This is a genomic window from Halorussus aquaticus (assembly GCF_024218795.1).
GTDB lineage: Archaea > Halobacteriota > Halobacteria > Halobacteriales > Haladaptataceae > Halorussus > Halorussus aquaticus.
Genome location: NZ_CP100400.1, coordinates 2,978,422 through 3,004,160, shown reverse-complemented (window position 1 = coordinate 3,004,160; position 25,739 = coordinate 2,978,422). Strand labels below are relative to the sequence as shown.

Here is a 25,739-nt window from a genome sequence, read left to right as displayed (position 1 = left end):
GACTCGGACGCCTCGAACCGAGTCCGACGGACTCACTCCGCACCCGGCGACTCGTCGTTCAGGCGGTCGGTGAGCGCGCCCACCACGTCCGAGAGGTAGGCCGCGCCCCAGACCGCGACGACCACGCCGCCGACCGTGTCGAACAGGAGGTCTTTCATCGTGTCTTCGAGACCGAACTGAGTCAGTATCTTGTCGCTCCCAAGAACGGTCGCGAGGCCGCCCACGCCGAACTCGATGACCTCCCAGACGACGCCGAACGCCACGACGAACAGGAGGATGAACACGAACGTGAACCGCGGCGGGAAGTAGATGTCGTCGGTGTGCTCGTCGAGTGCCCGGGTCGTCGCGTAGCCGATGGCCGCGACCAGCGACGACGAGAGGACGTGGGTCACGTGGTCCCACCACCAGAGCGTGGGGTCGCGGTACGGGCCGATAGTCCCCAGCGCGTGGAGGAACACCGCGGTCGTAATCCACAGCGTGAGTCCGGCGTCCATCGGGATGTCGTAGTCGCGCTCCAACATCGCCGGGAGGAACGTGACCGCCAGCGCGATGGCCGAGTTGACCACGACGCCGACGTTCCCGCGGTAGAGTCCGAGGAGGAGGATACCGACGAGTCCCACTTCCATCGCGCGGGTCACCAGTTCCTGTCGTCGCTCGGATATCCCGAGTCGTTCGCGGACTCTCATCGGGACTCACCCAGTCCGTCGGGAAGTCGCGCACTGACCCGTGCGAACCGCCGGAAGTACCACTCGAAGACCACGCCCGCCATCCCGCCGATGACGGTGGCGGCCACGAAGTCCCACATGAGCCGATGTTCGGACCGGAGGAACGCCGTGCCGAGATAGAGGTCCGAGAGCCACTGGACGACCGCCCAGATGCCCGCGGCCGCTATCGTCGCGACGACCACGAACAGGACTGCGAACCAGTGGTTCATCTCGACGGGCGTGAAGAGGTGTAACTCGACCGCGACGATGAGCGCCAGCGCCGCGACCGAGAGGTACGTCGTCACCCGAGAGGTGTACGACAGGGTCGCCACCGCCCGGCCGAGTATCGGGAGCGCGGCGAGGGCCAACACCTCCCACGGGAGCATGACTGTCCAGTCGCGGTGGCCGACCGCGGGGACCAGTGCCAGCGCCGCGACGAACGCGGCGAACCCGGCCCACAGCAAGTTTCCGTCGAGTATCTCTTCGGTCGCGACGAGCGCGAGGAACGCGACGAGCGCCCACCCCAGTCCGGCGTTCACGCGCTCGTTACCCACGAGGTCGAGCGTCCCCCCACTGCGTGCCATACTCGTGGCGTAGACAACAGGGGATAAGAAAGGTTGGGGTGTCGGAACGGAGAGCGTTCACAGGACCGGCGACAGCACGTAAACCAGCGTGTAGGTCAGCACGGCGACGCTGACGGCCGCGAGGCCGGTCACGACCCACGTCACGGTCTCGTCCCACTCCGCGGACAGGACCGACCGCGAGGGGAGCAGATTCGGCGCGACGCCGACCGCGCCCACCGCCAGCACCGAGAAGACGAAGTGGTACGACACCTCCATCGTCGGCGCGGGGAGCGCCACCGCGGCGATGGCGTAGGCGACGCCGAACGCCGCGCGCGTGTCCACGTGCGAGAGGACCCGCCTGTCGGTGGCGTGGAGGTAGACCCGCGCCGCGAGCCATATCGTCGCCAACTCCACGCCGAAGACCGCCAGCAGGTTGAGCGTCGGGTCCGACAGCAGGACGACGCGCTCGGTCAGGAGTCGCAGGTCGAACGGGTAGAGGAACCGGGGCGGCCCGCCGGTGAACACGTCGCCGAACGGGTGACTGAGGAGACCGAGCAGCGCGGCGGCGAGCACCTCGCGCGGTCCGAGGGCGGCGGTTCTCGCGGCGACCGCGGCGACTACGAGACCCGCGACGAGGAACGCGAGCACGACCGCGCCGCCGAGCGCGCCGCTCTCGACGTACGCGACGGCGGTGAGACCCGCGACGAGCGAGACGGCGAAGAGTCGCGACCACCGACCGGCGACAGTGCTGGTCGCGCTGTCACCGTCTGTCGGACCGCGACCGGCGACGCTCGCGGCGAAGGCCGCGGCCCCGACCACGCCGACGACGAGCGAGTGGGTCACCGCGCGGTGGACGACGTGGGAACTCGACCAGAACGCGTCGGTCATGGTCCAGACGCCCGCCAGACCGACCTGCGCCAGTCCGAACACGGCGTAGAGCATGTCCACGTCCGGGACCGCCGCGAACGCGCCCGCGGCGACGCCGAACGCCAGCGCGCGCTCGCCGGGCCACCGCCGGGCCGTCAGGGCGGTGGCGAGGGCGAACGCCAACATCGCGTGTCCGACCATCATGGGTGCGACTGTTGACGCTCGGGAGATATAAGCCTCTCCCCGCGAGCGTGGCTCTGTGTCGCACAATTCGGGACGAGAGACTCCGAGACGCCGAATTTGGCCTTCCGACCGACGTACTCGGTCGTACGGGACACGGTAAGACAGACTCTGGCCTCGCGGGCAGAACCTCCGAAAAGACGGCTCGGGACGCCCCCGAGGACGGCAGCGGCCGACGAATCGGCCCGGCTACGGGCCGTGGTCGTCGTGCCCGCACGGGGCCGAACCAACCTCCCCCGTTTAGCTCGGCCCTCGTGCGCGCGTTCTCGGCCGTCCGTCGGACTGCGGTCCTCGAATCCGGTCGTGCCGTTTCGAATTTCTCGCCCGGCGAACGCGCCCCCATCGCGTCCGTCGGGGCGTTACCTCGTACAGCGGAGTGCCGAATAAACCGGTGCGACTGTTTTGTTCGTTCAGTCCGGGAAACGACCTGTTTCCTCGCGGTCCGTGGCTTCACGGCGGGTCAACGCCGGGTTACGACCGCGCGAGCGGCCCACAACAACGGGATAACGCGCGACGTCGGGTGGAACTTTTTAAGTCCTCTCGGGTGGATACCACGCACCATGGTGGAGAAACCGGACGTTGGCGAGTTGACACCGCCGGACAGAACGCTCATGGGTCCCGGACCGAGCGAGGTCCACCCGCGAGTGCTTCGCGCGATGAGTACGCCGCTGGTCGGCCACCTCGACCCCTCGTTCATCGAAATCATGAACGAGGTGCAGGACCTCCTGCGGTACACCTTCAGGACCGACAACAAGTGGACGATTCCGGTGTCGGGCACCGGGTCGGCCGCGATGGAGGCGGCCATCGGCAACGTCGTCGAACCGGGCGACACGATGCTGGTGCCGACCAACGGCTACTTCGGCGGTCGGATGGAGGAGATGGCGACGCGCGCTGGCGGTGAAGTCGTCCACGTCGATGCGCCGTGGGGCGAACCGCTGGCCCCCGCCGACGTGGCCGAAGCGATGGACGAGTACCAACCCGACGTGTTCGGGTTCGTCCACGCCGAGACGAGCACGGGAGTTCTCCAACCGCAGGTGTCCGAGTTGACCGACGTGGTCCACGACCACGACGCGCTCGTCATCGCGGACACCGTGACGTCGCTCGGCGGCGTCGAGTTGAAGGTGGACGACTGGGGCATCGACGTGGCGTACTCCGGCCCGCAGAAGTGTCTCTCGTGTCCGCCCGGCGCGGCCCCGCTCACCCTCAACGACCGCGCGATGGACAAGGTGCTCTCACGGGAGGAGGACGCCCGGTCGTGGTACCTCGACCTCTCGCTGCTCGAAGGCTACTGGGGCGACGACCGGTCGTACCACCACACCGCGCCCATCACGAACGTCTACGCGCTCCGGGAGGCGCTCCGCCTCGTCGCCGAGGAGGGCATCGAGGAGCGCTGGGAGCGCCACCGAGAGAACGCCAGCGCGCTCAAAGCGGGCGTCGAGGCGATGGGACTGGAGATGAACGCGCCCGACGACTACTGGCTTCCGAGTCTCAACGCGGTTCGGGTGCCCGACGGCGTCACCGACACCGACGTGACCGACTACCTCATCGACCGGTACGACCTCGAAATCGCCACCGGTCTGGGCGACTTGGACGGCGACATCTTCCGCATCGGATGCATGGGTTACTCCTCGCGCGCCGAGACTATCTCGTACCTGATGGCGGCGCTCGGCGACGCCCTCGACACGCAGGGCGCGGACGTGGACGTGGACGCCGGACTCGCCGCAACCGCCCGGGCGCTGGGCGAGCAGTGACCTCGGCGAGTCAGGAACGCACGGTGTGTCAGAAATAGCGCGGCGCGTCGGCAGGGTCCGCTGGTCGGAAGGGTCGGCGTTACACTGCCGCCGTCGCGCACGGCGGCGCGCGAAGGACTTCGTAGTCGCCGCCCTCCCGGACGCTGATTACCGCCCACTCGTACTCGGGGTCGCTCCGTCGGAGTCGATTACGGAGCTGTGACGCGTACTCGTTCCACGTGACGAAACATCGGAGGTCACCGTCGTCGGGCGTCTCGTCCGAATCGGTTACCGCCGTGACGCGGACGACTCGCCACTTCCGTTCGGCCCGGAACTCCTCGCCGTCGCCGGAGACGGTGTATCCCAAATCGTCGAAGATAGTCTTCGCGTGGTCGATGGGCGGTGTGCTAACAGTGGCCATCCACGTGGGGCTACCACCGACCGGGTAATAAACCTTCTTGCGACCTACGCGAGCTTGATGGTCGGATTGCGGTGTTGGGACGCGAACTCCTCTATCTCACCGTTCTTCCGCAGTTCTTTGATTCGGTCGCGGGCGTCGTCTCGGTCGATGCCCGCCACGACTTCTCCGACGTGGAACACCTTCTCCTCCGGGACGCCTCGCTCCTCGCTGACCGCCTCCCACATGTCGCCCTCGGCCGCCGTGACCTCGCGCTGGATTATCTCGACCACGTCGCGGATGTCGTCGGTGCTGGCCATCGTCTCGTGCCAGTCTCGGGGGTAGATGCTGATGCGACCCTCGCCGAGGTCGTAGAAGCGCCCGCCCTCGCGCCACTCGTCGCTGTCGGTCGTGCGGTCGTCCAGCGAGTCGAGGTCCACGTCGTACCGCACCGCGTCGGCGTACTCCTCGACGAGTTCCCGCGGGACGCCGCGGCCCTCGTTCGCGTGGTGTGTCTCGATGACTCGGACGAACTCTCGGAGTGTCATGACCTCGCTCTCGTGGTCGAGTTCGGCGACCACGTCCTCCCGTACTTCGGTCATAGTGGGACGTTCGGGAAACCCGGCCAAAAGCAGACTGGCCGACTACTCGTGGGCGGCGTCCCACTCGGTCGGCTTGCGGATGTTGCCACAGACGTTGCACTCGATGCGACCCATCGAGTCCATCGCGTTGTCGATGCGCTCGCAGTTGCCACAGAGGTACCCGTACCGGTTCTCGCGGTTCTCGTCGCCGTAGACGACGAAGAAGGGACCCTTCGAACCCCGGTCGCCCTCGTCGCGGGAGACGTAGACCGTCCGTCCCTCGGTCGTCGTGGTCGCGTCCATCACCCGCCAGTTGTTCTTCGAGGGGTTTAGGCGTGCTGACTCCCGGCTGGGTCCGGAGAGAGTCGGCGGTTCCGTGCCGAAGGAATCATACTGCCCGCATCGAAATCCCGAACAAATGGCTCCCCGTCTCGTCCACTACTCCGACGTGGAGAACGTCTACGACTCCCCCGAGCGCGTCGGTCGCCTCGCCGGACTCCTGCGGGACCTCCGGGGCGACGACGCGATTCTGGCCGGGTCGGGCGACAACACCTCGCCCGGCGTCCTCGCGCTGGTCGAAGACGGCGCGCAGGCCCTCGACCTCTTCGACGCCGTCGCGCCCGACGTGGAGACCTTCGGCAACCACGAGTTCGACCACGACCTGTCGGCGCTCCGCCGACTCGTCGCCGACTCGCCCCAGACGTGGGTCAGCGCGAACGTCTGGCGCGACCGAACTTCCGGCGAGCGATTCGGCGCTGACGCCGGTGTCGTCCCCGCGACCGTCGTCGAGGCCGACGGCGCGTCGGTCGGGTTCGTCGGCGTCACGACCGAGCGAACCGCCTCGATAAACCCCGCCGCCACGGCCCTCGAATTCACCGACCCGATCGAGGCCGCACGCGACGCGCTCGCGGACCTCGACGCCGACTACACCGTCGTCCTCTCGCACCTCGGACAGGGAGACGAACGACTCGCCCGGGAGGTCGAGGCCGACGCCATCCTCGGCGGCCACGTCCCGACCGAGCGCCGCGACCGAATCGGCGACACCGTTCTGACTCGACCCGGAGACGGCGGGTCGGTGGTCCTCGAAGTGGACCTCGCTGGCGACGTGACCCGCCACCGCGTCGCGGACGCGCCGGTCCACGAGGGCGTGGCCGACGCGATGCGCGAGCGACTCGCCGAGACCGGCCTGAACGACGTGGTCGGGACCGTCGAGGAACCCATCGACCGCGCGGAGACGACGCTGTTCGGCGGCGAGTGCAGACTCGGGAATCTGGTCGCCGACGCCTACCGGTGGGAGACCGGCGCGGACGTCGGTCTCCAGAACAGCGGCGGAGTCCGGACCGGCGAGGCGCTGGCCGGGGAGGTCACGGCCGGGGACCTCGTGAGCGTCACGCCGTTCGAGGAGCGCGTGGTGGTCGCGGAGGTGCCCGGGGAGGCCCTCCGGGACGCCTTCGAGTGGGCCGCCGGTCCGGACCTCGGGTTCGCCGAACCCGACTGGTGGCACGCGCAGGTCAGCGGCGCGTCGGTGGCGTGGAACCCGGAGACCCACGCGGTCGAGTCCCTGCGCGTCGGCGGCGAACCGCTCGACGACGACCGGACCTACTCGGTGGCGCTGTCGGACTACGTCCTCCACACCGACGACGAGTTCCCTTCACTCCGAGAGGACCACCGCGTCACGACCGCCGGAATCCAGTACGAGGTGCTGGTCGAGTACGCCCGCGAGACCGGAATCGACCCCGAACTCGACGGCCGAATCGTCGAGGTCGGGACGCCACCGACCGAGAGGTAGAAGGGTGCGGATTCCCTCGTTTCGAACGTGACCCGCGTCGTCGTTCCAGTCCGCTATCCGCTGACAGACCACTCGGAGCGAACGCTGTCGGAGGCGGTCCGAATCGCCGAGGACCGCGACGCGGCGCTGACCGTCCTCCACGTGAATCTCTACCATCACGGCGGAGAGGTGTCCCGTGCGGACCTCAAGCGCGCGGTCGAAGCCGAGTTCGGTCGGGTGCCGAACGCCATGTACGTCGTCCGCGACGGGTTCCTCGTCGAGGAGACCATCCTCGAAGAGGTCGCCGCCGAGGAGGCGGACGTGGTGGTCATCGGTCACAAGCAGGCCGGGCGTTGGCGGCGCGCGCTTCGGAAACTGACCGCCGACCCGGGCGTCGAAGCGTACCTCCGCGAGAAACTCGACGCCGAAATCGTGACGGTCGGGCGCGACTAGTCGGGCGCGTCGAACTCCTCGGGGCGGGGGTTGCGCTCGTCCTGTCCGAGTTCGACGCGTGCGGTGCCGCTGTTCTCGTCGAACACGAGGTGGCTGTGGGGGTAGGCTATCTCCACGTCGGCCTCGTCGAGGTCGTCCCAGATGCGTTCCTGAATCTTCGACCGGACGCGGGGCATGTAGTAGGGGTCTTTCACCCAGTACCGGAGGTCGAGCAGGACGCCGTGGTCGGCGAAGTCCTTGATGTACGCGACGGGCGCGGAGGGGTAGCGCGCGCTCCCGATGCGGATGTCCGGGCCGCCCTCCACGACCTCCTTGGTCTCTCTGGCCGCCCGCTCCATGATGGCGCGGGCCTCCTCCACGTCGCCCTCGTAGGTCACCAGCACTTCGAGCGAGAGGCGCGACCGGGTGTCCTCGGCCGAGTAGTTGATGACGTCCCGGTCGCGCATGTTCGAGTTCGGAATCACGAGGAACGTGTTTTCGAGCGTGAATATCTTGGTGTACCGGAGCGTGATGTCCTCGACGTAACCCCGCTTGTCCTTGTCCACGAGTTCTATCATGTCGCCGATTTCGTACGGCTGGTCGGCCAGCAGGAACAGGCCGTTGATGACGCTCCCGATGATGGGCGCGAGGACCAGACCGAGGACGGCCGAGAACACCGTCACCGACAGCAGGATGTCGCTCGCGCGGAAGCCGAACCCGACGTTCACCGCGACCGACGCGGCGACGACCATCACGACGGCCCGAATCCCGCCGAGGACCGTCTTGGTCAGACTCGGCCGCTGAAACCGTCTCGCGACCGGACGGCCGAGAAACCGGATGAGCAGTCGGCTGCCGTACCAACTGACGACGAGTATCACCACGGCGTAGAGGACGCCGCCGACCGGCGACGCCAGTATCTCGTCGGCGACCGACTGAATCCGGTCCAACACGCTCGCCATGGCGGTATCTCTCTCGCGGTTGAGGAAAACGTTAGGGGTCGCCGTGGTCGGAGGTCGGCAGTCGAAGGACGCCGAATCCGGGGACTCCGTCCCGCAAAGAGATAAGGAGCGCGTGGACGTAGCCCCCGGCATGAACGGACAATCGGGTCCCGCGAGCGCTTCGTTCGAGATAACCGCCGAGAATCCTCAAGAGACGGTCGTCGCCGGGTTCTCCCACTTCGGTCTGGCGGGATTGACCGCGGCGAACTACCTCGTGGATCACCTCGAATTCGAGCAGGTCGGTCACATCACCGCCGACCAACTCCCCGCCATCACCCCGTTCGAGGACGGCCACCCGCGCCACCACACCCGCGTCTTCTCCCACGAGGAGGCCGGACTGTCGGTCCTCGTCGGCGAACTGTTCGTCCCGCCGTGGGCCGCCCAACCGTTCAGCGAGGCCGTACTGGAGTGGACCGAGACCGAGGGCGTCGACGAGGTCACGGTCCTGCAAGGTGTAACGATGCCCCACGCGCCCGACGACCATCAAGTGTTCTACGTCGCCACCGACGACTACCGGGACCACCGCCTCGCGGACGCCGACGTCCCGCCGATGGGGCAGGGGTTCCTCGACGGGATGAACGCCGAACTCGTGGCACGGGGGATGGAGTCGGACCTCCGGACCGCGGTGTACGTCACGCCCGTCCACGAGCAGGCCCCGGACGTGGACGCCGCGATTCGCCTGCTGAACGCGGTCGGTCGGGTGTACGACCTCGAAATCGACACCGGACCGCTGGAGGAGTTCGCCGCGGAGATTCGCGGCTACTACGAGGAACTCGCCGAACGGCTCTCCGAGCGCACCGAGACCGAGGGGTCGGAAAACCGGATGTACATGTGAACCGGTCGCTGCGGTCGAACGACTCGAATCGAGAGTCACGCCGCTCCGAGGAGTTATAAACAAAGCCGCGGCAACCCCGTAACGTGCCGACCTTCCGGTTCGTCGTCGAACTCGATTACGCGCTCTTTAGACGCTCTCGACCGCGAACAACCGGCGAGCGTCCCGAGGTTACGGGAAGGATGAAACGCGTTTTCGCAAACCGGTGCTACTCGAAACCGGATAAATCATTTACCCCTCGGGAGTATGTCGTCGTATATGACCTCCGACGACTTGCGCGTGACCATGGAGCAGGTCGGCGACCGGTTCGACCTCGGGGAGTACGAAATCGACGCGTACCTCACCGTCCTCGAACACGGCGACCTGACCGCCAGCCAAATCGCCGACCGGACCGACATCCCGCAACCGCGGGTGTACGACACGGTCCGGAGCCTCAGCGACCGCGGACTCGTGGAACTGCGCGAGTCCCGACCGATGAAGGTCATCGCGGTGGACCCCGAAGAGGCGTTCTCCGGCGTCCAGACCTCGCTGATGGACATGGTCTCGGAGTTGGAGGCCAGATACACCGCGCCCGCCCGCGACACCGAGGCCGTCTCGCTGGTCAAGTCACGCTCGACCATCCTCCGGTACCTCGAAGAGGTCATCGACGCGGCCGAGTTCGAACTCGCGCTGTCGCTGACGCCCGACCTCCTCGACCGATACGAGGACGAACTCAGTGCCGCCATCGACGCGGGCGTCAGCATCGAGTTGCTGGTCACGCCCGCCTCGGAAGCGCCCGACCCCGACGAGTTCGACTACCACGACGTGGCGACGACGGCCCGCGCTCGGCGGGGCATCACCACGCCGGTCATCGCCGTCGCGGACGGCGAGTACTCCATCTACGCCACCCAAGACGCGCTCCGGGACGACGAGGACCGATACGGCGTCATCTTCAACCGCTCGGCGCTGGGGTTCCTCGTCTCCGGGTTCTTCGGCACCGTCCTCTGGACCACCGCCGAGCGCACGCTCGCCGCCAACGGCGAGGACCGCCCGTTCCCCCGACGCTACTCGTCCATCCGGCGCTGCGTCAAGGAACTGCAGGAACTCGAAGGCGACTTCTACGCGACGATAGAGGGCCGAGACATCGAGACGGGGTCCTCGCGCGTCGTGCGAGGCGAAGTGGTCGGCTTCTCGTTCGAGGCGGGCGAGCGCGTCGCCGGGATGAAGATTCGGACCGACGACGGCGTCGTCACGGTCGGCGGGCAGGTCGCGGCACTGGAGGACGTGGAGGCCCACGAAATCCGGGTCGGGCGGAACAGTCCGCCCGAGCGGTGAGCGCGACGGGGTCGTCGGTCGCGCGCCGACCACGCGGACGATTCTGATTACTACCGGCCGCGGGGAAGAGTACCGACTACTGGAACGTGTAGAGGCGAGCACCGCAGTCGTCGCAGGCCAGCACCTCGTCGGGGGCGTCGGGCCGCGTCCCGCCCGGTCCGCCGCAGCACTCGACCGCGGTCGTCTCCACGACCGGCCCGTCACAGACCGGGCAGCGTTCGATGAGAGTCCGAAGCGGTCCCGCGGCCTGCGCCCGACGAGTCGCGGGCAGGTCGGTGTCGTCGGCCAGCGCCCGCACCGCGGCCGTCTCCGCGACGGCGACGGGCCGTGTGAGCCACTTCTCGTTCGCGGGGTCGTCGCTGCCGTCCGAGACAACGAACCAGCGGTCGCCGTCGGGTTCGAGCGGGGCGTTCGCGCTCGGGGTCACCACTTCCACGACCCGGCCCTCCGGGGCGGCCGCTCGGAGCGCGCCCGCGAGACCATCGTCGTCGCGCTCCCGGAGGTCTCGAATCTCCGCGCGCCACGACTCCCGGAAGTCGTCGTCGAGCGACACCCTCTCGCCGTCAGCGACGACCGCACCGGCGTCCACGAGGGCGGCGAGGACCGCTTCGCCGGGGTCGTCGTCGTCGCCGAGCGACCCCGAGGAGTCGGGGGTCTCGCGGCCGTCGCCGCCGTCGGCGTGAAAGAGGTTCGTCGGGAGCCGCGAGGCGAGTCCGGGCGCGAACCGGGGTGTGTAGGGGACCAGATAGCCGCGGAGCGTGATGGCGGCCGCGCCGCCGACGCCGAGCGCGGCGGCGAGCGCACGTGAGCGCCGCCGCGCGACGCCCGCGCAGGCGAGGAGCAGTAATACGGCGTTGACTGACGTGCAGGGCCAGCATCGACGCTCGCCCGTGTGGTCCGGGTTCCGAAGGTGGTCGTAGAGCGACCGCATACCTCGCACGTGGAGGTCGCGCGGCTTGAGGCTTTTCCGTGAACTGGTAGTTTCTCGTGGCGAGGTCGTCTGCTGAAGACTGGTCGCCCGGAAGTCGGTCGCTCTCGGAAGCGGTCGCGGCGATTCACCCCGCACCGTTTTGTCGGCCTCCGTCGTACACTGCGTCATGCCCGACACGGAGATGGAGTACACGACTCTCGGCGACACGGGTCTCGAAGTCTCTCGGTTCTGCCTCGGATGCATGAACTTCGGGAGCGACCGCGAGTGGATGATCGGCGACGAGGACGAGAGCCGCGAGATAATCGACCGCGCCATCGACCTCGGCGTCAACTTCCTCGACACCGCGAACGTCTACTCTCACGGCGAGAGCGAGGAGATAGTCGGCCGGGCCATCGAGGAGTACGACCGCGAGCAACTGGTTATCGCGACGAAAGTCTACGGGTCGATGGGCGAGGGACCGAACAAACAGGGCCTCTCGCGCAAGCACGTCCTCGACCAAGTGGAGGGGAGCCTCGAACGCCTCGGCACCGACTACATCGACCTCTACCAGATTCACCGCTGGGACGAGTCCACGCCGATAGCGGAGACGCTCCACGCGCTCGACCACCTCGTGGAGACCGGAAAAGTGCGGTACATCGGGGCCTCCACGATGGCGTCGTGGCAGTTCACGAAGGCGCTCTACGAGAGCGACCTGAACGACTACGCCCGGTTCACGTGCATGCAACCGCAGTACAATCTGGTGGACCGCCAAGAGGAGGAGAACGTCCTCCCGGTCTGCGCCGACCAAGGAGTCGGCGTCATCCCGTGGAGTCCGCTCGGCGGCGGGTTCCTGACCGGCAAGTACGACCGCGACTCGGAACCCGAGTCGGGCCGGGCGGCCACCGACGAACACACCTACGAGCGATTCACCGACGAGAACTGGGCGGTGCTGGACGCGGTCCGAGAGATAGCCGACGAGAAGGACGTCACGCCCGCGCAGGTCAGTCTCTCGTGGCTGCTTCACAAGGAGGTCGTGGACGCACCCATCGTCGGTCCCCGGAGCATCGACCACTTGGAGGAGAACGTCGCGGCGCTCGACGTCTCGCTCTCTCGGGACGATATCGAGCGACTCGAAGCGCCGAAAGACCCGGTGTGGTCCCGAGACATCGCGGATACGTAACACGCCCGCGAGTAAATATTACGGGACGGCGGGGCGATTAGGCCGCGCTGACCCTGACACAATGCCGACAGCCGAGACGAAATCCCCGTCCCCAGCCTAGTTTTTTTCCAATCACTTCCGTTGGAGGCTGGCCAAAGCTGTTATACGGAGGTTTGCCGTTACAGCGTGTGGGGGAGTGAGAGATAATGACAAATGAGGGTAGCGGAACTTCTAGGCGACGGTTCGTCAAAGCTGTCGGTGCGTCGGGAGCGGCGGCGGGCCTGACAGGATACGTAGACGACGGGGCGGTCGGCGACGTTCAACAGGGCGGGACGACCACGGTCCAGTGGGCGACGGACCCGGACTTCCAGGGTTCGACGTGGAACCAAGAGCTACAACCGGTTCTGCACAACAACGGTCTCTCGAAGGACATCGAGGTCGAAGTTCTCGCGGGACCGTCGGTGACCGACAACCGCCGCGCGCAGTACCAGCAGTGGCTGTCGGCGGGGCGGTCGAACCCCGACATCCTCTACATGGACAGCGGGTGGACGATTCCGTTCGTCGTCCGGAATCAGTTGATGAACCTGAGCAAGTCGGGGAGCTTCCCGCAGGAGCGGATTCAGCGCATCGAGAACCAGTACTTCGACGCCAGCGTCTCGACTGCGAAAGGGCCGAACGGCGACCTGTACGCCGTGCCCCTGTTCCCGGACTTCCCGACGATGCAGTACAACCAGAACTACTTGAAGAACGCCGGGTTCGGGCAGTCGGACTTCGACAAGTGGGCCACCGACTCGATGACGTGGCAGAAGTTCTCGCAGGTGACCAAGCAGGCGATGAACAACAACGACGTCGAGTACGGCTACACCTTCCAAGCGAAGGCCTACGAGGGGCTGTCGTGCTGTGACTTCAACGAGTTCATGTCGAGTTGGGGTGGGGCCTACTTCGGCAACCCCGAGCAGTACCTGTTCGGGCCGGTCGGCGACCGACCCATCACCGTGGACGAACCGCAGGTGGTCAACGCCATCAAGATGGTGCGGACGTTCATCCACGGCTCGGACGCCAACAACACGCTCGACAAGTATCAGGGCGGCATCGCACCGCAGGCCGTGATGCAGTGGGTCGAGGAGCCGTCCCGGAAACCGTTCACCAACGGCAACGCCGTCATGCACCGCAACTGGCCCTACGCCATCAACATCAGCGGTGCCGAGGACGCGCTGGGTCAGGACCTCGGCGTGATGCCGATTCCGTACGCCAAGACGCCCGACGAGGCCCAGTACCCGATGACGGGAGGGCCGGTGGCGGCGCTCGGCGGGTGGCACAACGCCATCAACCCCAACTCGAACAAGACGGAGGCGGCCGCCGAGGTGCTGAAAGCGATGATGAGCGAGGAGTTCAAGTACAAACTGTTCGAGGTGCTGGGATTCCTCCCGCCGGAACCCAAACTGCTGACCACCGACCGGGCCAAGCAGGTGCCGATAATGGGTCGATACCTCGAACCGCTCCGCGTCGCGGGCGAGAACGCGATTCCGCGCCCGGTCACGCCGGTCTGGCCCTCGGAATCGTCCAAAATCGCCCAGCAGGTCAACGGCGCCTTCGCGCAGGGTGGCAACCCCAGTCGGGCGATGAGCCAACTCAAAGCGCAGTTAGAGGTGATCGAGAGCAGCGCGTGAACTAGCGTCAGACCTCACAATCTTCAATGGCAACAACCGAAGAGGAGGCCCCGGACTCCCGGCGGTCGGGACCGTACGTCTCGGCAGTGCGCTGGATGGAGAACCTGAGCGACACGCAGTTCGCGTACCTGCTGCTGACGCCGGTACTGCTGTTGCTCGGACTCATCGCGTTCTGGCCGCTACTGAGCACCTTCCGGATGTCGCTGTACGCCGACAACCTCGTCGGGAGCGCTCCGCTCGGCGAGTTCGTGGGTCTGCAGAACTACGTCGCGCTGTTGACGGGCGAGCGCAACGCGCTGTTGGTCCGGCCGTTCTTCGACCTCTCGACGCCGTTCAGGAGCGCGCTCACCGTGACGCTCATCTTCACGCTGTTCAGCGTCTTCTTCGAGACCATCGTGGGGTTCGCACAGGCGCTGGTCCTCGACCAGGACTTCCGCGGGCGACGGTGGGTCCGGGTCGCTATCATCATCCCGTGGGCGGTGCCCATCGTGATTCAGGGGATGATCTTCTTCCTGATGTTCCAGCCGGGCATCGGGTTCCTCGTCGGCACGCCGGAGAACCCGGCGTTCCTCAACCAACTCGGAATCCTCGGATTCACGCCGCTATCGACCCCGTCGGAGTCGATGCTGATACTCATCGTCGCCGACGTCTGGAAGACTTCGGCGTTCATGGCGCTCATCATCCTCGCGGGACTCCAGAGCGTGGACCGGAGCCTCTACGACGTGGGGAGAGTCGCGGGGGCCTCGAAGTACCAGCAGTTCAAGATGATAACCCTGCCGCTGGTCCTGCCGTCGGTGCTGGTGGCGATGCTGTTCCGGACCATCGGCGCGATGCGAATCTACGGCCTCATCGAGACGGTCGTAGGATGTAACACGGTGCCGTCGCTGTCGTGTCTGGTGGTCACGACCTTCCGCGGGTCGCGGATGTACGGCACGTCGGCGGCGGTGGCGTTCATCACGGCGGGACTCATCGGTCTCGTGGTCTCGGTGTACATCGTCAAGTACGCGGACACGGAGACGGGAGGATAACATGGCTACGGAAACAGATTCCAGTCGAGGCGCGTTCTCGCGGTGGGTGAACTCGGCGATACAGAACCCCAAGAAGGTGTACAGGGCGATGTTCTACGTCGCCATGCTGTTCTTCCTGTTCACGACGCTGTTCCCGTTCTACTGGCTACTGGTGCTGGCGCTCACTCCCAACGAGGCCATCACCAGTTTCGGCTTCCCGCCGGTGCCACACGGGTTCAATCCGGAGGCGTTCGTGACGGTGTTCACGAAGGTGCCGTTCCACATCTACATGTTCAACAGCTTCGTGCTGGGCATCGCCACGACGGTCGTCGTGCTGATACTGGCGAGTCTCGCGGGCTACGTGTTCGGCAGACTCGACTTCCCGGGGAAGGGACCGCTGATGCTGCTGATACTGGCGGTGTCGTACTTCCCGCCAGCGGCGTTCATCATCCCGCTGTTCCGGCTGTTCACCGGCAACGTCTCCGTGCTGGGCGTGTCGAGTCCGAGCCTGTTCAACACGCCGTTCGCCATGATACTGCCGTTCAGCGCGCTGTTCATGCCGCTGTCCATCTTCATCCTCTCGACGTTCTACGGCCAGATTCCGGACGGGTTGGAGGACGCCGCGCGAATCGAGGGGACGACGCGTCTGGGCGCGCTGTTCCGGGTCATCATGCCGCTGTCGGCACCGGGCGTGGCGACGGCGGGGGTGCTGACGTTCATCTCGGTGTACAACGAGTTCTTCTTCTCGTTCCTGATGACCTCGGGCGAGGCGCGCAGTTGGGCACCCATCGTGTGGGGCATCCTGAGCTATCAGGGCCAGTACACCCAACTGTACAACCTCATGGCGGCCGCGAGCATCGTCGGGGTCCTGCCCGTCGCCATCCTCGTGGTCGTGGCACAGGAGAAGATAGTCAGCGGACTGACCGCGGGAGCGCTCAAGGAGTGATTCACAATGGGTAAAGTTATCTTAGACGGCGTCACGAAACGCTACGCGGACGTAACGGCGGTCGACGACATGAACCTCGAAATCGAGGACGGCGAGTTCGTCACGCTCGTCGGTCCCTCGGGGTGCGGCAAGTCCACGACGCTGGAGACCATCGCGGGGTTGACCCTCCCCAGCGAGGGGACCATCACCATCGCCGACAGGGACGTCACGAACCTGCCGCCGAAGGACCGGGGCATCGCGATGGTGTTCCAGAACATCGCGCTGTTCCCGCACATGGACGTGTACGAGAACATCAGTTTCGGCCTGCGGCTGCGCGACTACCCGAAGGACGAGATCGAGCGCCGCGTCGAGCGCGCGACCGACATCGTCCAGTTGGAGGGGATGCTCGAACGGATGCCGGACGAGCTCTCGGGCGGGCAGCGCCAGCGCGTCGCCATCGCGCGGGCAATCGTGCGCGAACCCGAGGTGTTCCTGATGGACGAACCGCTGGCGAACCTCGACGCGAAGCTCAGAGTCCACATGCGGACGGAACTCCAGCGCCTCCACAAGGAACTGGACACCACCATCATCTACGTCACTCACGACCAAGCCGAGGCGATGACGATGTCCGACCGCATCGCGGTCATCGACGGGGGTCAACTCCAACAGATCGCCCCACCGCTGGTCTGCTACAACGAACCCGCGAACCTCTTCGTCGCGGGGTTCATCGGGTCGCCCTCGATGAACTTCGTCGAGGGCGAGGTCACCGCCACCGGTCTCACGACGCCCAACTTCGACGTGGACTTCGACCCCGGACAGTTGCCGGGAGTCGCGGAGGGCGACCACCTCACGCTCGGGGTCCGACCCGAGGACGTCTACCTCGACCACACCGGCGGGGACATCAGTAATCCGACCCAACCCATCCCCGCGAGGACCGACGTGTTGGAGCCGATGGGCGACGAGATATTCGTCTACCTGTTGACCGGCGAGGCGGCCGACACGAGTATGGAGGGCGACCCCGCAGGGGCCGAGAACCAACTCCTGATGAGCATCGACCCCTCCTCGGACATCGAGTCCGAAGAGGACGTCGAGGTGGTTCTGGACCGCGAGCGCGTCCACCTCTTCGACACCCAGTCGGGCGACGCCATCAGTCACACCCTCGACTTCGCGGCGGTCGAACCGGGCACGCGAGAGACCGAGCGGGAAGCGGAGGGCGACGACTGATGGTCACGCCCCTCGGGTGGTTCTATCTGGTCGGCGGGACGGTGCTGTTCTTCTTCTGGGCGTACGGCATCGTCTCGTTCGCGCTCGACTGCAAGCGCAAGTTCCTCCCCGCGATTCGGGCGTGGCTGTCCGCACGACGGAGCGCCGAACGAGAGGCGGAACGCGAGACAGAACGGGACGAGACCGAGCGGCAACTCTACTGAGATGCACGGCGGTCGGACGACGCCGGACGTAGCGCAACCGACGTATCACGCCGCGTCAGGTTCCCGAATCCTGATAGACCACCGAACAGAAAAACCTAACAACGACTCACGGTTGGCTACCACTAGTAACTATGTCTAGAACGAATGAGCCGGTCCGAGTCGGCTTCGTCGGTCTCGGGAACATCGGTCACTATCACGCCGACCGTCTCCTCGACCTCGGCGGCATCGAAATCGTCGGCGGCGTGGACATCAACCCCGACGCGCGCGCCCGCTTCGCCGAGAAGTACGGCGTCGAATCCTTCGAGAACTACGAGGAACTCTACGGGACGGCGGTGGACGCCGTCATCGTCACGACGCCCAACAAGTTCCACGAGGAGTACGCGGTGGCGGCCCTCCAGTCGGGACTCGACGTGCTACTGGAGAAACCCCTCGCCCACTCGCTGGAGAGCGCCGAGCGCATCGCGGAGGCGGCCCGCAACGCCGATGGCTTCTGCATGGTCGGGTTCCACAACCGGTTCCGGAACCCGGTCGAGGTCGTCAAGTCGTATCAGGAAGAGGGTCGGTTCGGCCGGACCCGCCACGTCGAGGCCAACTTCATCCGGCGGCGCGGGATTCCGGGCCGCGGGTCGTGGTTCACCAACCAAGAGATAGCGGGCGGCGGCGCGCTCATCGACATCGGCGTCCACGCCATCGACCTCGCGCTCCACTTCCACGACTTCCCGACGGTGCAGGAAGTGTCGGGCACCATCCGGTCGCAGTTCGGGTCGCGCGACGACTACGCCTACCTCGAGATGTGGGGCGAGGACACCAACTCCGGCGAGTTCTCGGTGGACGACTCCGTCAGCGCGTTCGTCCGGTGCGAGGGCGGCAAGACGTTCTCGCTGGAAGTGGCGTGGGCCGCCAACCGCTCGCCGAACGAGGAGTTCGTCGTCCGAGGGACCGAGGCGGGCGCGAACTTCGACAAGGCCGACGACTCGCTGACCATCTACGAGTCGGGCCGACAGGGAACCGACCACTTCTCGGACTCCGAGATTCAGACCCGCCACGAGGACCCGCACAAGGCCGAACAGCGCGTCTTCTTCGAGGCGGTCCGCGACGGCGTCGCTCCGGCCCGCAACACGGTCGAGCAGGCGCTCGAAGTCCAGCGCGTCATCGACGGTATCTATCGGTCTCACGAGCAACAGCGCGCGGTTCAGTTAGGGTAGTCCACTTCGTCGCTCCCGGCGACTCTCGTCTCCGTTTCTCGGCCGGGACCCGCGAGCGTCACAGTTCTCCGCGAACGTCGGGAGACGTTCGGCCAGAGCAGGCCCACAGCGGGACCGACCCGACTCGTCATCGGTCGCGTTCGACGTTCCTGAACTCGAACCGCGCCCCGCCGTCCGCGCTCTCGGTCACCGCGCACTCCCACTCGTACACCTCGGCCAACTCCCGGACGAACGCCAGTCCCAACCCGGTTCCACCGTGTTCGCCCGCGGTCGTGTACCCCGCCTCGAACACGGTGTCCCAGTCGTCGGCGGGGATACCGCACCCGTCGTCGGCCACGTAGAACCCCGACGGGAGTTCGCCGACCGTAATCGTGACGCCGCTTCCGCCGTGTTCGACGGTGTCATCGTCCTGCGGACGATTGCCCGTGGAGCCATGCTCCACGGCGTCCTCGTGAGCCTGCGAACGAGGACTCGTCGAACCGTGTTCGACGGCGTTCTCGAACAGGTTCCGGAACAGGTGTCGGATGTACGTCTCGTCGGCGCACATTTCGAGGTCCAGAGCGACGTCGAGGGTCGCCTCGGGGGCGTCCACCTCGGCCCACCCCGCTCTCGCCACGTCCGCGAGGTCCACCGGCGTCTGCTCGCCGACCGCCTCGCGGCCCCGCGTCAACACCAGCATGACGTCGATGATGTCCTCGATGCGGTCGAACGCCTCAGTGACGTACTCGACCGCTTCCGTGTCTACACCGGCTTCCTCCGAGTCCGCATCGACCGATAACTGCTGGCTGTATATCTGGCCGACCGTGACCGGGTTCCGAAGTTCGTGAGCCAGCATGCTGGCGAACGATTCGAGTCGCTCGTTCTGCTCCTGCAGTCGCCGCTTGCGCTCCTCGCGCTCGGTGACGTCGGTCAGGGTGACGACCGCGCGATTGACTTCGCCGTCCGCGTCCCGGACCGGCATGCCGTGGTTCAGGACGGTGCGACGCTCTCCGTCGAACCCCTCGATTTCGACCACGGCGGGGTCCGTGACCTCCTCGCCCCGTAGCGCCCGAGCGAGCGGCCACTCCTCGGGGTCGAGGGGTTCGCCCGTGTCGGCCCACCAGCCGTCGTACTCCTCGTACTCGGCGACCGACTCGGACTCGGCGACCTCCCCGCCCCAGATTTCCTCGGCGGCCTCGTTCCACTCGACGATGCGACCGTCCGCCTCGGCCACGAAGACGGCGACCGGGAGCAGTTCGACGAGCGCCCGAAGCTGATTCTTGTTCTTGCGGAGCGCCTGCTCGCGCTCGATACGCTCGGTGATGTCCTGCACTATCAGTATGCCCGCGGAAGCGTCGCCGTCGTCGTCGCTGACCGGGACCGTGTGTGCCAGCCAGTGCCGGTCGTGTAACTCGAACTCGAAGGTGCTCGTCTCGCCGTCGAGGGCGGCCCGGAACCTCGGTTCGAGTTGGTCCGCGACCGCCGCGGGATAGCGTTCCGAGACTGTCTGACCGATGACCTCGTCGGCAGAAACGCTGATGTCGTCCAGAACCTCCCCGCCGGTGACCGTGTACTGGATGTCCTCGTCGAAGAGCGCGACCGCCCCGTTCGGGAAGTGTTCGACCAGCGTCCGGTACCGGCGCTCGGACTCCGCCAGTTTCCGCTCGGCTTCGACGCGTTCGGTGACGTCCTGAGACATCCCCAGCGCCGCGAAGATGTCGCCGTCGTCGTCCCGAATCGGTACGACACGGAACTCGAAGGTTCGGCCCTCGAACGCGGCCTCGAACGTACTCGACTCGCCCTCCAAGGCGGTCTCGTACCGCGGGACGAGTTCGTCGGCCAGCGTCGGCGGGAGCGCCTCCCGAACCGTCTGGTCCGCTATCTCGTCGGCCGTGACGTCTGCGACGTCGTGGGGAGTACCGCCGACGGTGCGGTAGCGTAGGTCCCGGTCGACGAGGGCGACCGCACCGTTCGGGAAGTGTTCGACGAGGGCGCGGTAGCGGCGCTCGCTCTCGTCGAGTTTCCGTTCGCGCTCCTTGCGCTCGCTGACGTCCTGAAAGTACACCGACAGGCCGGTCTCCGAGGGATACGCGTGGACCTCGTACCACGACGCCAGCGGTTCGGGGTAGTAGAACTCGAAGGTGGTCGGCTCTTGGGTCCGCATCGCGGTCCGGTACTCCTCGCCGAGTTTCGACTCGGCGGCCCACTCGAACACCTCCCAGAAGTCCCGGCCGACGAGACCCTCGCCCCGATAGTCGATGAGTTCCTCGGCGCGTTCGTTGACGTGGGTGAACTGCCACCGGTCGTCCAGCGCGTAGAAGCCGTCCGAAATGCGACCGAAGACCTCCGCGAGTTCGGTTTCGAGGCGCTGGCGCTCGGCGGCGTCCGAGACGATGCCTTCGAGCGTGACGGGAGTCGCTTCGAGAGCGTCGTCGGAGGTACCACGCTCCGGATGGGCAGCGACCGCACCGTCCGAGAGCCGTTCGGGGTCCGCGGGTCGCCACCACACGCGACTCCGCGAACCGACCTTCTTGCTCCGGACGTCGCCGCGCTCGGCCAACTCGTCGAGTTTGTTGTACGCGGTGCGCCGGGTACAGTCTAATTCCTCCGCGATATCGTTCGTCGTGACGGGTTCGCGGACCAGCGCCTTCTCGTCACAGATGGCGAGCACGTCGTCGGTCGTAATCCGACCGGAATCCATTGTCCTCCGTTCGGTTGTAGAGCGCATAAGAATTTCCCTCGTGGGAAATTCGGTCACGGCCTCCGATATCCGGAGTAGCTAGAACGACTGGTCCGGGACGAGAGTCGGACATCTCCGCCTCACGGCGAGCGCGCCGGTTCGCGTATCGGCGCTGGGCGCAACGAGTGCGGTTCATGAGATGTCTCGCGCGACCGGACCGCGTGAGTCGGACCGAGCAGAAGCGCAGGACGCTCAGAAAGCGCAACCCCGAAACCCCGGAGGACCGAACCACCGCGTAGCATGTACGAGGTCGAAGTGAAGGTCCGAACAGACCACGCCAGCGTCCGCGAGCGCCTCGTCGAACGCGGGGCCGAACCGGTGAACGAAGTCACCCAGGAGGACACATACTACGACGCGCCCCACCGCGAGTTCGCCGAGACCGACGAGGCCCTGCGCGTCCGCCGCGAGACCCCGGTGGACGCCGAGTCGTTCGCGGAACTCACCTACAAAGGTCCCCTCGTCGAGACCGAGTCGAAGACCCGTCGGGAGGTCCAGACCGGCGTCGAGGACGGCGGGGCTACCGCCGACATCCTCTCGGCGCTCGGGTTCGACCCGGCGGCGACCGTCCGGAAGGAGCGCGAGCGGTTCGCGCTCGACGGGTTCACGGTCACGCTCGATTCGGTGACCGGACTCGGCGAGTTCGTGGAAGTCGAGACCGAAGTTTCCGGCGAGGACTCCGTCGAGTCGGCCCGCGAGGACGCGTTCGAGATTCTACGGGACCTCGGTCTCGACCCCGACGACCAGATTCGGACCTCCTATCTCGGTCTCCTACTCGACGCCGAAGACGCCGACGAGTAACGCCGACCGTGAGGGTCCCCGAGAGGACGGTCTCAACCCCGCTGTTCGACCGCGACGTGAGACTACTGCTAACTCGGGAGATAACTGTTGGTAATTCCCGGTACCCGACTTCGTTTCCGCAAGTTATAGAGTCCGTGACCCGATAGGTGGGAGTAATGACCGACCGGAACATCGAGGTCGAACCCATCGACCGACCCGCGGTAGAGGACCAAGAGATAGAGATTGTAGAGCGAAAGGGACTCGGACACCCCGACTCCATCTGCGACGGTATCGCCGAGAGCGTCTCGCAGGCGCTGGCCAACGCCTACCTCGACCGGGTCGGCAAAGTCCTCCACTACAACACCGACGAGACACAACTGGTCGCCGGACGGTCGAACCCGCAGTTCGGCGGCGGCGAGATGATAGAGCCAATCTACCTCCTCATCGTCGGTCGCGCGACCACGCAGTACGGCGACCAGACCATCCCGACCGAGACCATCGCGCTGGAGGCCGCCCGCGACTACCTCGACGAGAACTTCCCCGAACTCGAGTTCGGCACCGACATCGTCGTGGACGTGAAGATGGGCGAGGGCAGCGGGGACCTCAAAGAAGTCTTCGGCGAGGACGGCGTGACCGTCCCGATGGCGAACGACACGAGTTTCGGCGTGGGCCACGCGCCCCTGACCGAGACCGAGCGAATCGTGCTGAACGCGGAGCGCCGTCTCAACGGCGAGTTCGCCGAGGAACACCCCGCTCTGGGGCAGGACGTGAAGATAATGGGCAAGCGCGAGGGCGACGCCATCGACATCACGGTCGCGGCCGCGATGATAGACCGCTACGTCGAGGACCGCGCCGACTACGACGACGAGGTCGAGAGCGTGCGCGAATTCGTCCGCGACGTGGCCCACGAGTACACCGACCGCGACGTGAGCGTCTACGTCAACACCGCCGACGGCGACGGAACCGACGAAGAGAGCGTCTATCTCACGACCACCGGCACAAGCGCCGAGATGGGCGACGACGGGTCGGTCGGCCGCGGGAACCGCTCGAACGGTCTCATCACGCCCAACCGCTCGATGTCGATGGAGGCGACCTCCGGCAAGAACCCCGTCAACCACATCGGGAAGATATACAACCTGCTCGGGACCCAAATCGCCGAGTCGGTCGTGGCCGAGGTCGACGGGATTCGGGACCTCCGGATTCGCCTGCTCAGCCAGATCGGCCGCCCCATCGACCAACCGCACGTCGCCGACGCCGAAATCGTCACCGAGGAGGGCGTCGCCCTCTCGGACATCGAGAGCGACGTGGTGGACATCGTGGACCGCGAACTCGCCGACGTGACCTCCATCACCGAGCGCGTCATCGACGGCGAACTCACGACGTTCTGACGGCATTCGGCCGTCAGAGCACGGGAGAGGTGTCTCCCGACGTTTTGACCGACCGCTCGTACTCGGACCTTCTTCGGCCCCCGGACCGCGAACCGCGCCGAAGTGATAGCGCGACCGTTTCGACCCCGCCAGTCCGAGGCGGTTTTCCGTAGTGTTCGAGGTGGTTTGCCCGCCTCGCGTTACGAGGCGGTTTTCCGTAGTGTTCGAGGTGGTTTGCCCGCCTCGCGTTACGAGGCGGTTTTCCGTAGTGTTCGAGGTGGTTTGCCCGCCTCGCGTTACGAGGCGGTTTTCCCACCTCGCAACCGAAGCCCGTTTATTCGCCTCGCGTCTATCCCCGGCCATGAAACCGCCGGGAGCCGACACCGTCCTCGTTCGCCACGCCGACATCGGCGTCAAGAGCGGGAAGGTTCAGGCAGAGATGGAGCGACGGCTCCGGGACAACATCGAGGCCATCGTTCGCGACCGCGACGTGGACGCCGAGGTCGAACGACGCTGGTCGCGCATCCTCCTCCACGCCGACGCCGAGAGCGTGGACGCCGCGACCGACGCCGCGGCCGACACCTTCGGCGTGCGGTCGGCCAGTCCCGCGGCGGTCGTCCCGGCCGAGAAAGGACCTATCGTGGACGCGCTGGCCGGGACCGCCCGGGAGTACGCGGACGCCGCGGCGCGCGGAGACGAGGACCTCGGCGACACGTTCGCCGTGCGCGCCCGTCGCGCCGGTAACGCGGACGCTCACCCCTTCACGAGCGAGGACTTGGAACGGGATGGCGGCGCGGCCGTCTTCGAGCAACTCCCCGACCCCGAGGTGGACCTGACCGACCCCGACGTCACTTTCTCCGTCGAGTGTCGCGAGGACGAAGCGTTCGTCTACACCGAGCAGCGGCCCGGTCCGGGCGGTCTCCCGCTCGGGTCGCAGGCCAAGGTAATCGCGCTGGTCAGCGGCGGCATCGACTCGCCCGTGGCGGCGTGGGAAGTCATGAAGCGCGGGGCACCGATCGTCCCGGTCTACCTCGAACTCGGCGACTACGGCGGGCCGGACCACGAGGCCCGCGCGATGGAGACGGTGCGGCGTCTCGCCGACTACGCCCCGAACTTCGACACGCGCGTCCGGAAGGTACCCGCTGGCGACGTGATGGACCTGCTCGCCGCGGAGGTCGGTCCCGCCCGAATGCTGGTCTACCGCCGGTTCATGTACCGCGTGGCCGAACACGTCGCCCGCGAGACGAACGCAACCGGAATCGTGACCGGGGAGGCAATCGGCCAGAAGTCCTCGCAGACCGCCCGGAATCTGGGCGTGACGAGTCGGGCCGCCGACCTCCCGATTCACCGACCCCTGCTCTCGATGGACAAGAGCAACATCACCGAGCGCGCCCGCCGAATCGGCACGTTCCGCGACTCGACGATTCCGGCCGGATGCAACCGCATCGCGCCCGACTACCCCGAGACCAACGCCACGCTCGAAATCGTGGAGAACGCCGAACCCGACGACCTCTTCGAGCGCGCCGAGGAGGCGGCCGCGAACGCGACCCTCGTGGACATTTAGCCCCCGAACCCGGGGGAACTGCTTTCACGCCGACCGTCGGACCTCCGGTCGGGGGAAGGGGAATGACACGGACATCCAGACGGCGGGTCCTGACGCTGCTCGGAACCGGCGCGTTCGGTCGGTCGGCGCTCCGACGGCGACGAGGACTCCGCACCGAAACGTTCGGCGCGTGGCTGACCGGCGCGAACGAGGTCCCGCCGGTGGAGACCGACGGTTTCGGCTTCGCGCTCTTCAGAATCAGACCGGAGGAGCGAGCCATCGACTATTGGCTGGTCGTGGCCGACGTCGAGAACGTCGAGGAGTCGCACGTCCACAAGGGACCGCCCGACCTGAACGGTAACGTCGTGGCGTACCTGTTCGGTCCAGCACAGGACCCGGTGACGAGGACCGGCCTGCTCGCGTCGGGGCGACTGACCGACGACGAGATGATATGGCCGCTGACCGACGTCGCCGACATGGTCGAACAGATGCGCGCGGAGAACGTCTACGTGAACGTCCACACCACCGCGCGTCCGGCGGGCGAGATTCGGGGACAAATCCGGCCACTCGACGGCTGAGCCCTCGCCACGGAACGAAATCGCTT

25 protein-coding genes are annotated in these 25,739 nt (G+C 66.5%); 16 read left to right on the top strand and 9 right to left on the bottom strand.

The annotated features are described in order from the left end of the window. Positions 1-32: 32 nt before the first annotated feature. From NGM06_RS15495 to NGM06_RS15485, 3 genes are read right to left on the bottom strand one after another with little or no spacing between them, the layout of a single operon-like run. Positions 33-686 (bottom strand): DUF2238 domain-containing protein, encoded by a 654-nt coding sequence (locus tag NGM06_RS15495; RefSeq protein ID WP_254267831.1) that lies wholly within the window; start codon positions 684-686, stop codon positions 33-35. Next, positions 683-1,288: a hypothetical protein gene (locus tag NGM06_RS15490; protein WP_254267830.1), complete on the bottom strand. Its 606-nt coding sequence runs from the start codon at positions 1,286-1,288 to the stop codon at positions 683-685. The genes NGM06_RS15495 and NGM06_RS15490 overlap by 4 nt, the downstream gene beginning before the upstream one ends. Before the next feature lie 57 nt (positions 1,289-1,345). Continuing rightward, a complete protein-coding gene (locus tag NGM06_RS15485; RefSeq protein ID WP_254267829.1) occupies positions 1,346-2,338 on the bottom strand; it encodes a metal-dependent hydrolase in 993 nt (330 codons plus the stop codon). Between the two features lie 596 nt (positions 2,339-2,934). Here NGM06_RS15485 and NGM06_RS15480 point away from each other — a divergent pair. Further along, complete coding sequence (locus NGM06_RS15480; RefSeq protein WP_254267828.1) at positions 2,935-4,125, top strand: pyridoxal-phosphate-dependent aminotransferase family protein; 1,191 nt, start codon at positions 2,935-2,937, stop codon at positions 4,123-4,125. A 79-nt stretch (positions 4,126-4,204) separates the two neighbouring features. On the opposite strand, the gene NGM06_RS15475 is transcribed toward NGM06_RS15480, so the two are convergent. From NGM06_RS15475 to NGM06_RS15465, 3 genes are read right to left on the bottom strand one after another with little or no spacing between them, the layout of a single operon-like run. Next, the gene (locus NGM06_RS15475; protein ID WP_254267827.1) at positions 4,205-4,525 is read right to left on the bottom strand and encodes a DUF7116 family protein; all 321 of its coding nucleotides are present in this window, start codon (positions 4,523-4,525) and stop codon (positions 4,205-4,207) included. A gap of 44 nt (positions 4,526-4,569) precedes the next feature. Further along, on the bottom strand, positions 4,570-5,103 hold the full coding sequence (locus NGM06_RS15470) for a hypothetical protein (protein ID WP_254267826.1): 534 nt from the start codon (positions 5,101-5,103) through the stop codon (positions 4,570-4,572). 42 nt (positions 5,104-5,145) lie between these two features. Next, positions 5,146-5,385 carry a DUF5816 domain-containing protein gene (locus NGM06_RS15465; RefSeq protein ID WP_254267825.1) on the bottom strand — a complete coding sequence of 80 codons (240 nt, stop codon included), beginning with the start codon at positions 5,383-5,385 and terminating at the stop codon, positions 5,146-5,148. 115 nt (positions 5,386-5,500) lie between these two features. On the opposite strand from NGM06_RS15465, the gene NGM06_RS15460 reads away from it, so the two are divergent. Both NGM06_RS15460 and NGM06_RS15455 read left to right on the top strand, forming a co-directional pair. Next, positions 5,501-6,871 (top strand): bifunctional metallophosphatase/5'-nucleotidase, encoded by a 1,371-nt coding sequence (locus tag NGM06_RS15460; RefSeq protein WP_254267824.1) that lies wholly within the window; start codon positions 5,501-5,503, stop codon positions 6,869-6,871. Between the two features lie 27 nt (positions 6,872-6,898). Next, positions 6,899-7,303: a universal stress protein gene (locus NGM06_RS15455; protein ID WP_254267823.1), complete on the top strand. Its 405-nt coding sequence runs from the start codon at positions 6,899-6,901 to the stop codon at positions 7,301-7,303. Here NGM06_RS15455 and NGM06_RS15450 read toward each other — a convergent pair. Continuing rightward, on the bottom strand, positions 7,300-8,241 hold the full coding sequence (locus tag NGM06_RS15450) for a mechanosensitive ion channel family protein (protein WP_254267822.1): 942 nt from the start codon (positions 8,239-8,241) through the stop codon (positions 7,300-7,302). The two genes, NGM06_RS15455 and NGM06_RS15450, sit on opposite strands and share 4 nt — an antisense overlap. Positions 8,242-8,371: 130 nt before the next feature. On the opposite strand from NGM06_RS15450, the gene NGM06_RS15445 reads away from it, so the two are divergent. Continuing rightward, positions 8,372-9,115: a proteasome assembly chaperone family protein gene (locus NGM06_RS15445; RefSeq protein WP_254267821.1), complete on the top strand. Its 744-nt coding sequence runs from the start codon at positions 8,372-8,374 to the stop codon at positions 9,113-9,115. A gap of 255 nt (positions 9,116-9,370) precedes the next feature. Next, positions 9,371-10,426 (top strand): HTH-type sugar sensing transcriptional regulator TrmB, encoded by a 1,056-nt coding sequence (trmB, locus tag NGM06_RS15440; protein ID WP_254267820.1) that lies wholly within the window; start codon positions 9,371-9,373, stop codon positions 10,424-10,426. Between the two features lie 76 nt (positions 10,427-10,502). On the opposite strand, the gene NGM06_RS15435 is transcribed toward trmB, so the two are convergent. Beyond that, positions 10,503-11,357: a DUF8054 domain-containing protein gene (locus NGM06_RS15435; protein ID WP_254267819.1), complete on the bottom strand. Its 855-nt coding sequence runs from the start codon at positions 11,355-11,357 to the stop codon at positions 10,503-10,505. A 181-nt stretch (positions 11,358-11,538) separates the two neighbouring features. Between NGM06_RS15435 and NGM06_RS15430 the strand changes: the two genes are divergently transcribed. From NGM06_RS15430 to NGM06_RS15400, 7 genes are all read left to right on the top strand, one after another. Next, the gene (locus NGM06_RS15430) at positions 11,539-12,516 is read left to right on the top strand and encodes an aldo/keto reductase (protein WP_368410495.1); all 978 of its coding nucleotides are present in this window, start codon (positions 11,539-11,541) and stop codon (positions 12,514-12,516) included. A gap of 185 nt (positions 12,517-12,701) precedes the next feature. Beyond that, positions 12,702-14,165, top strand: a complete 1,464-nt coding sequence (locus NGM06_RS15425; RefSeq protein ID WP_254267817.1) for an extracellular solute-binding protein — start codon at positions 12,702-12,704, stop codon at positions 14,163-14,165. A gap of 95 nt (positions 14,166-14,260) precedes the next feature. Continuing rightward, positions 14,261-15,193, top strand: coding sequence for a carbohydrate ABC transporter permease (locus NGM06_RS15420; RefSeq protein WP_368410494.1), 933 nt, complete (start codon positions 14,261-14,263; stop codon positions 15,191-15,193). A gap of 1 nt (position 15,194) precedes the next feature. Beyond that, positions 15,195-16,118: a carbohydrate ABC transporter permease gene (locus NGM06_RS15415; RefSeq protein ID WP_254267815.1), complete on the top strand. Its 924-nt coding sequence runs from the start codon at positions 15,195-15,197 to the stop codon at positions 16,116-16,118. 6 nt (positions 16,119-16,124) lie between these two features. Then, a complete protein-coding gene (locus NGM06_RS15410) occupies positions 16,125-17,321 on the top strand; it encodes an ABC transporter ATP-binding protein (protein WP_254267814.1) in 1,197 nt (398 codons plus the stop codon). Continuing rightward, complete coding sequence (locus NGM06_RS15405; RefSeq protein WP_254267813.1) at positions 17,321-17,524, top strand: DUF8005 family protein; 204 nt, start codon at positions 17,321-17,323, stop codon at positions 17,522-17,524. The genes NGM06_RS15410 and NGM06_RS15405 overlap by 1 nt, the downstream gene beginning before the upstream one ends. 131 nt (positions 17,525-17,655) lie before the next feature. Then, positions 17,656-18,729, top strand: coding sequence for a Gfo/Idh/MocA family protein (locus NGM06_RS15400; RefSeq protein WP_254267812.1), 1,074 nt, complete (start codon positions 17,656-17,658; stop codon positions 18,727-18,729). Positions 18,730-18,856: 127 nt separating this feature from the next. On the opposite strand, the gene NGM06_RS15395 is transcribed toward NGM06_RS15400, so the two are convergent. After that, on the bottom strand, positions 18,857-21,409 hold the full coding sequence (locus tag NGM06_RS15395) for a PAS domain-containing protein (protein ID WP_254267811.1): 2,553 nt from the start codon (positions 21,407-21,409) through the stop codon (positions 18,857-18,859). A gap of 279 nt (positions 21,410-21,688) precedes the next feature. On the opposite strand from NGM06_RS15395, the gene cyaB reads away from it, so the two are divergent. The 4 genes from cyaB to NGM06_RS15375 all read left to right on the top strand — a co-directional run bounded on the left by cyaB (position 21,689) and on the right by NGM06_RS15375 (position 25,713). Continuing rightward, a complete protein-coding gene (gene cyaB, locus NGM06_RS15390; RefSeq protein WP_254267810.1) occupies positions 21,689-22,246 on the top strand; it encodes a class IV adenylate cyclase in 558 nt (185 codons plus the stop codon). A gap of 155 nt (positions 22,247-22,401) precedes the next feature. Then, the gene (locus tag NGM06_RS15385) at positions 22,402-23,613 is read left to right on the top strand and encodes a methionine adenosyltransferase (RefSeq protein ID WP_254267809.1); all 1,212 of its coding nucleotides are present in this window, start codon (positions 22,402-22,404) and stop codon (positions 23,611-23,613) included. Positions 23,614-23,953: 340 nt separating this feature from the next. Next, positions 23,954-25,156: a tRNA sulfurtransferase gene (locus tag NGM06_RS15380; protein ID WP_254267808.1), complete on the top strand. Its 1,203-nt coding sequence runs from the start codon at positions 23,954-23,956 to the stop codon at positions 25,154-25,156. Between the two features lie 62 nt (positions 25,157-25,218). After that, a complete protein-coding gene (locus tag NGM06_RS15375; RefSeq protein WP_254267807.1) occupies positions 25,219-25,713 on the top strand; it encodes a CHRD domain-containing protein in 495 nt (164 codons plus the stop codon). Positions 25,714-25,739: the final 26 nt, after the last annotated feature.

Bases quoted from the DNA above. Each gene is read 5' to 3' on its own strand.
- NGM06_RS15485 (WP_254267829.1), bottom strand. From the start codon at position 2,338: ATGATGGTCGGACACGCGATGTTGGCGTTCGCCCTCGCCACCGCCCTG.
- NGM06_RS15425 (WP_254267817.1), top strand. From the start codon at position 12,702: ATGACAAATGAGGGTAGCGGAACTTCTAGGCGACGGTTCGTCAAAGCT.
- NGM06_RS15430 (WP_368410495.1), top strand. From the start codon at position 11,539: ATGGAGTACACGACTCTCGGCGACACGGGTCTCGAAGTCTCTCGGTTC.
- NGM06_RS15470 (WP_254267826.1), bottom strand. From the start codon at position 5,103: ATGACCGAAGTACGGGAGGACGTGGTCGCCGAACTCGACCACGAGAGC.
- NGM06_RS15385 (WP_254267809.1), top strand. From the start codon at position 22,402: ATGACCGACCGGAACATCGAGGTCGAACCCATCGACCGACCCGCGGTA.
- NGM06_RS15465 (WP_254267825.1), bottom strand. From the start codon at position 5,385: ATGGACGCGACCACGACGACCGAGGGACGGACGGTCTACGTCTCCCGC.
- NGM06_RS15375 (WP_254267807.1), top strand. From the start codon at position 25,219: ATGACACGGACATCCAGACGGCGGGTCCTGACGCTGCTCGGAACCGGC.
- NGM06_RS15445 (WP_254267821.1), top strand. From the start codon at position 8,372: ATGAACGGACAATCGGGTCCCGCGAGCGCTTCGTTCGAGATAACCGCC.
- NGM06_RS15400 (WP_254267812.1), top strand. From the start codon at position 17,656: ATGTCTAGAACGAATGAGCCGGTCCGAGTCGGCTTCGTCGGTCTCGGG.
- NGM06_RS15395 (WP_254267811.1), bottom strand. From the start codon at position 21,409: ATGGATTCCGGTCGGATTACGACCGACGACGTGCTCGCCATCTGTGAC.
- NGM06_RS15420 (WP_368410494.1), top strand. From the start codon at position 14,261: ATGGAGAACCTGAGCGACACGCAGTTCGCGTACCTGCTGCTGACGCCG.
- NGM06_RS15435 (WP_254267819.1), bottom strand. From the start codon at position 11,357: ATGCGGTCGCTCTACGACCACCTTCGGAACCCGGACCACACGGGCGAG.
- NGM06_RS15405 (WP_254267813.1), top strand. From the start codon at position 17,321: ATGGTCACGCCCCTCGGGTGGTTCTATCTGGTCGGCGGGACGGTGCTG.
- NGM06_RS15495 (WP_254267831.1), bottom strand. From the start codon at position 686: ATGAGAGTCCGCGAACGACTCGGGATATCCGAGCGACGACAGGAACTG.
- NGM06_RS15415 (WP_254267815.1), top strand. From the start codon at position 15,195: ATGGCTACGGAAACAGATTCCAGTCGAGGCGCGTTCTCGCGGTGGGTG.
- NGM06_RS15460 (WP_254267824.1), top strand. From the start codon at position 5,501: ATGGCTCCCCGTCTCGTCCACTACTCCGACGTGGAGAACGTCTACGAC.
- NGM06_RS15480 (WP_254267828.1), top strand. From the start codon at position 2,935: ATGGTGGAGAAACCGGACGTTGGCGAGTTGACACCGCCGGACAGAACG.
- NGM06_RS15380 (WP_254267808.1), top strand. From the start codon at position 23,954: ATGAAACCGCCGGGAGCCGACACCGTCCTCGTTCGCCACGCCGACATC.
- NGM06_RS15450 (WP_254267822.1), bottom strand. From the start codon at position 8,241: ATGGCGAGCGTGTTGGACCGGATTCAGTCGGTCGCCGACGAGATACTG.
- cyaB (WP_254267810.1), top strand. From the start codon at position 21,689: ATGTACGAGGTCGAAGTGAAGGTCCGAACAGACCACGCCAGCGTCCGC.
- NGM06_RS15490 (WP_254267830.1), bottom strand. From the start codon at position 1,288: ATGGCACGCAGTGGGGGGACGCTCGACCTCGTGGGTAACGAGCGCGTG.
- NGM06_RS15410 (WP_254267814.1), top strand. From the start codon at position 16,125: ATGGGTAAAGTTATCTTAGACGGCGTCACGAAACGCTACGCGGACGTA.
- NGM06_RS15475 (WP_254267827.1), bottom strand. From the start codon at position 4,525: ATGGCCACTGTTAGCACACCGCCCATCGACCACGCGAAGACTATCTTC.
- trmB (WP_254267820.1), top strand. From the start codon at position 9,371: ATGACCTCCGACGACTTGCGCGTGACCATGGAGCAGGTCGGCGACCGG.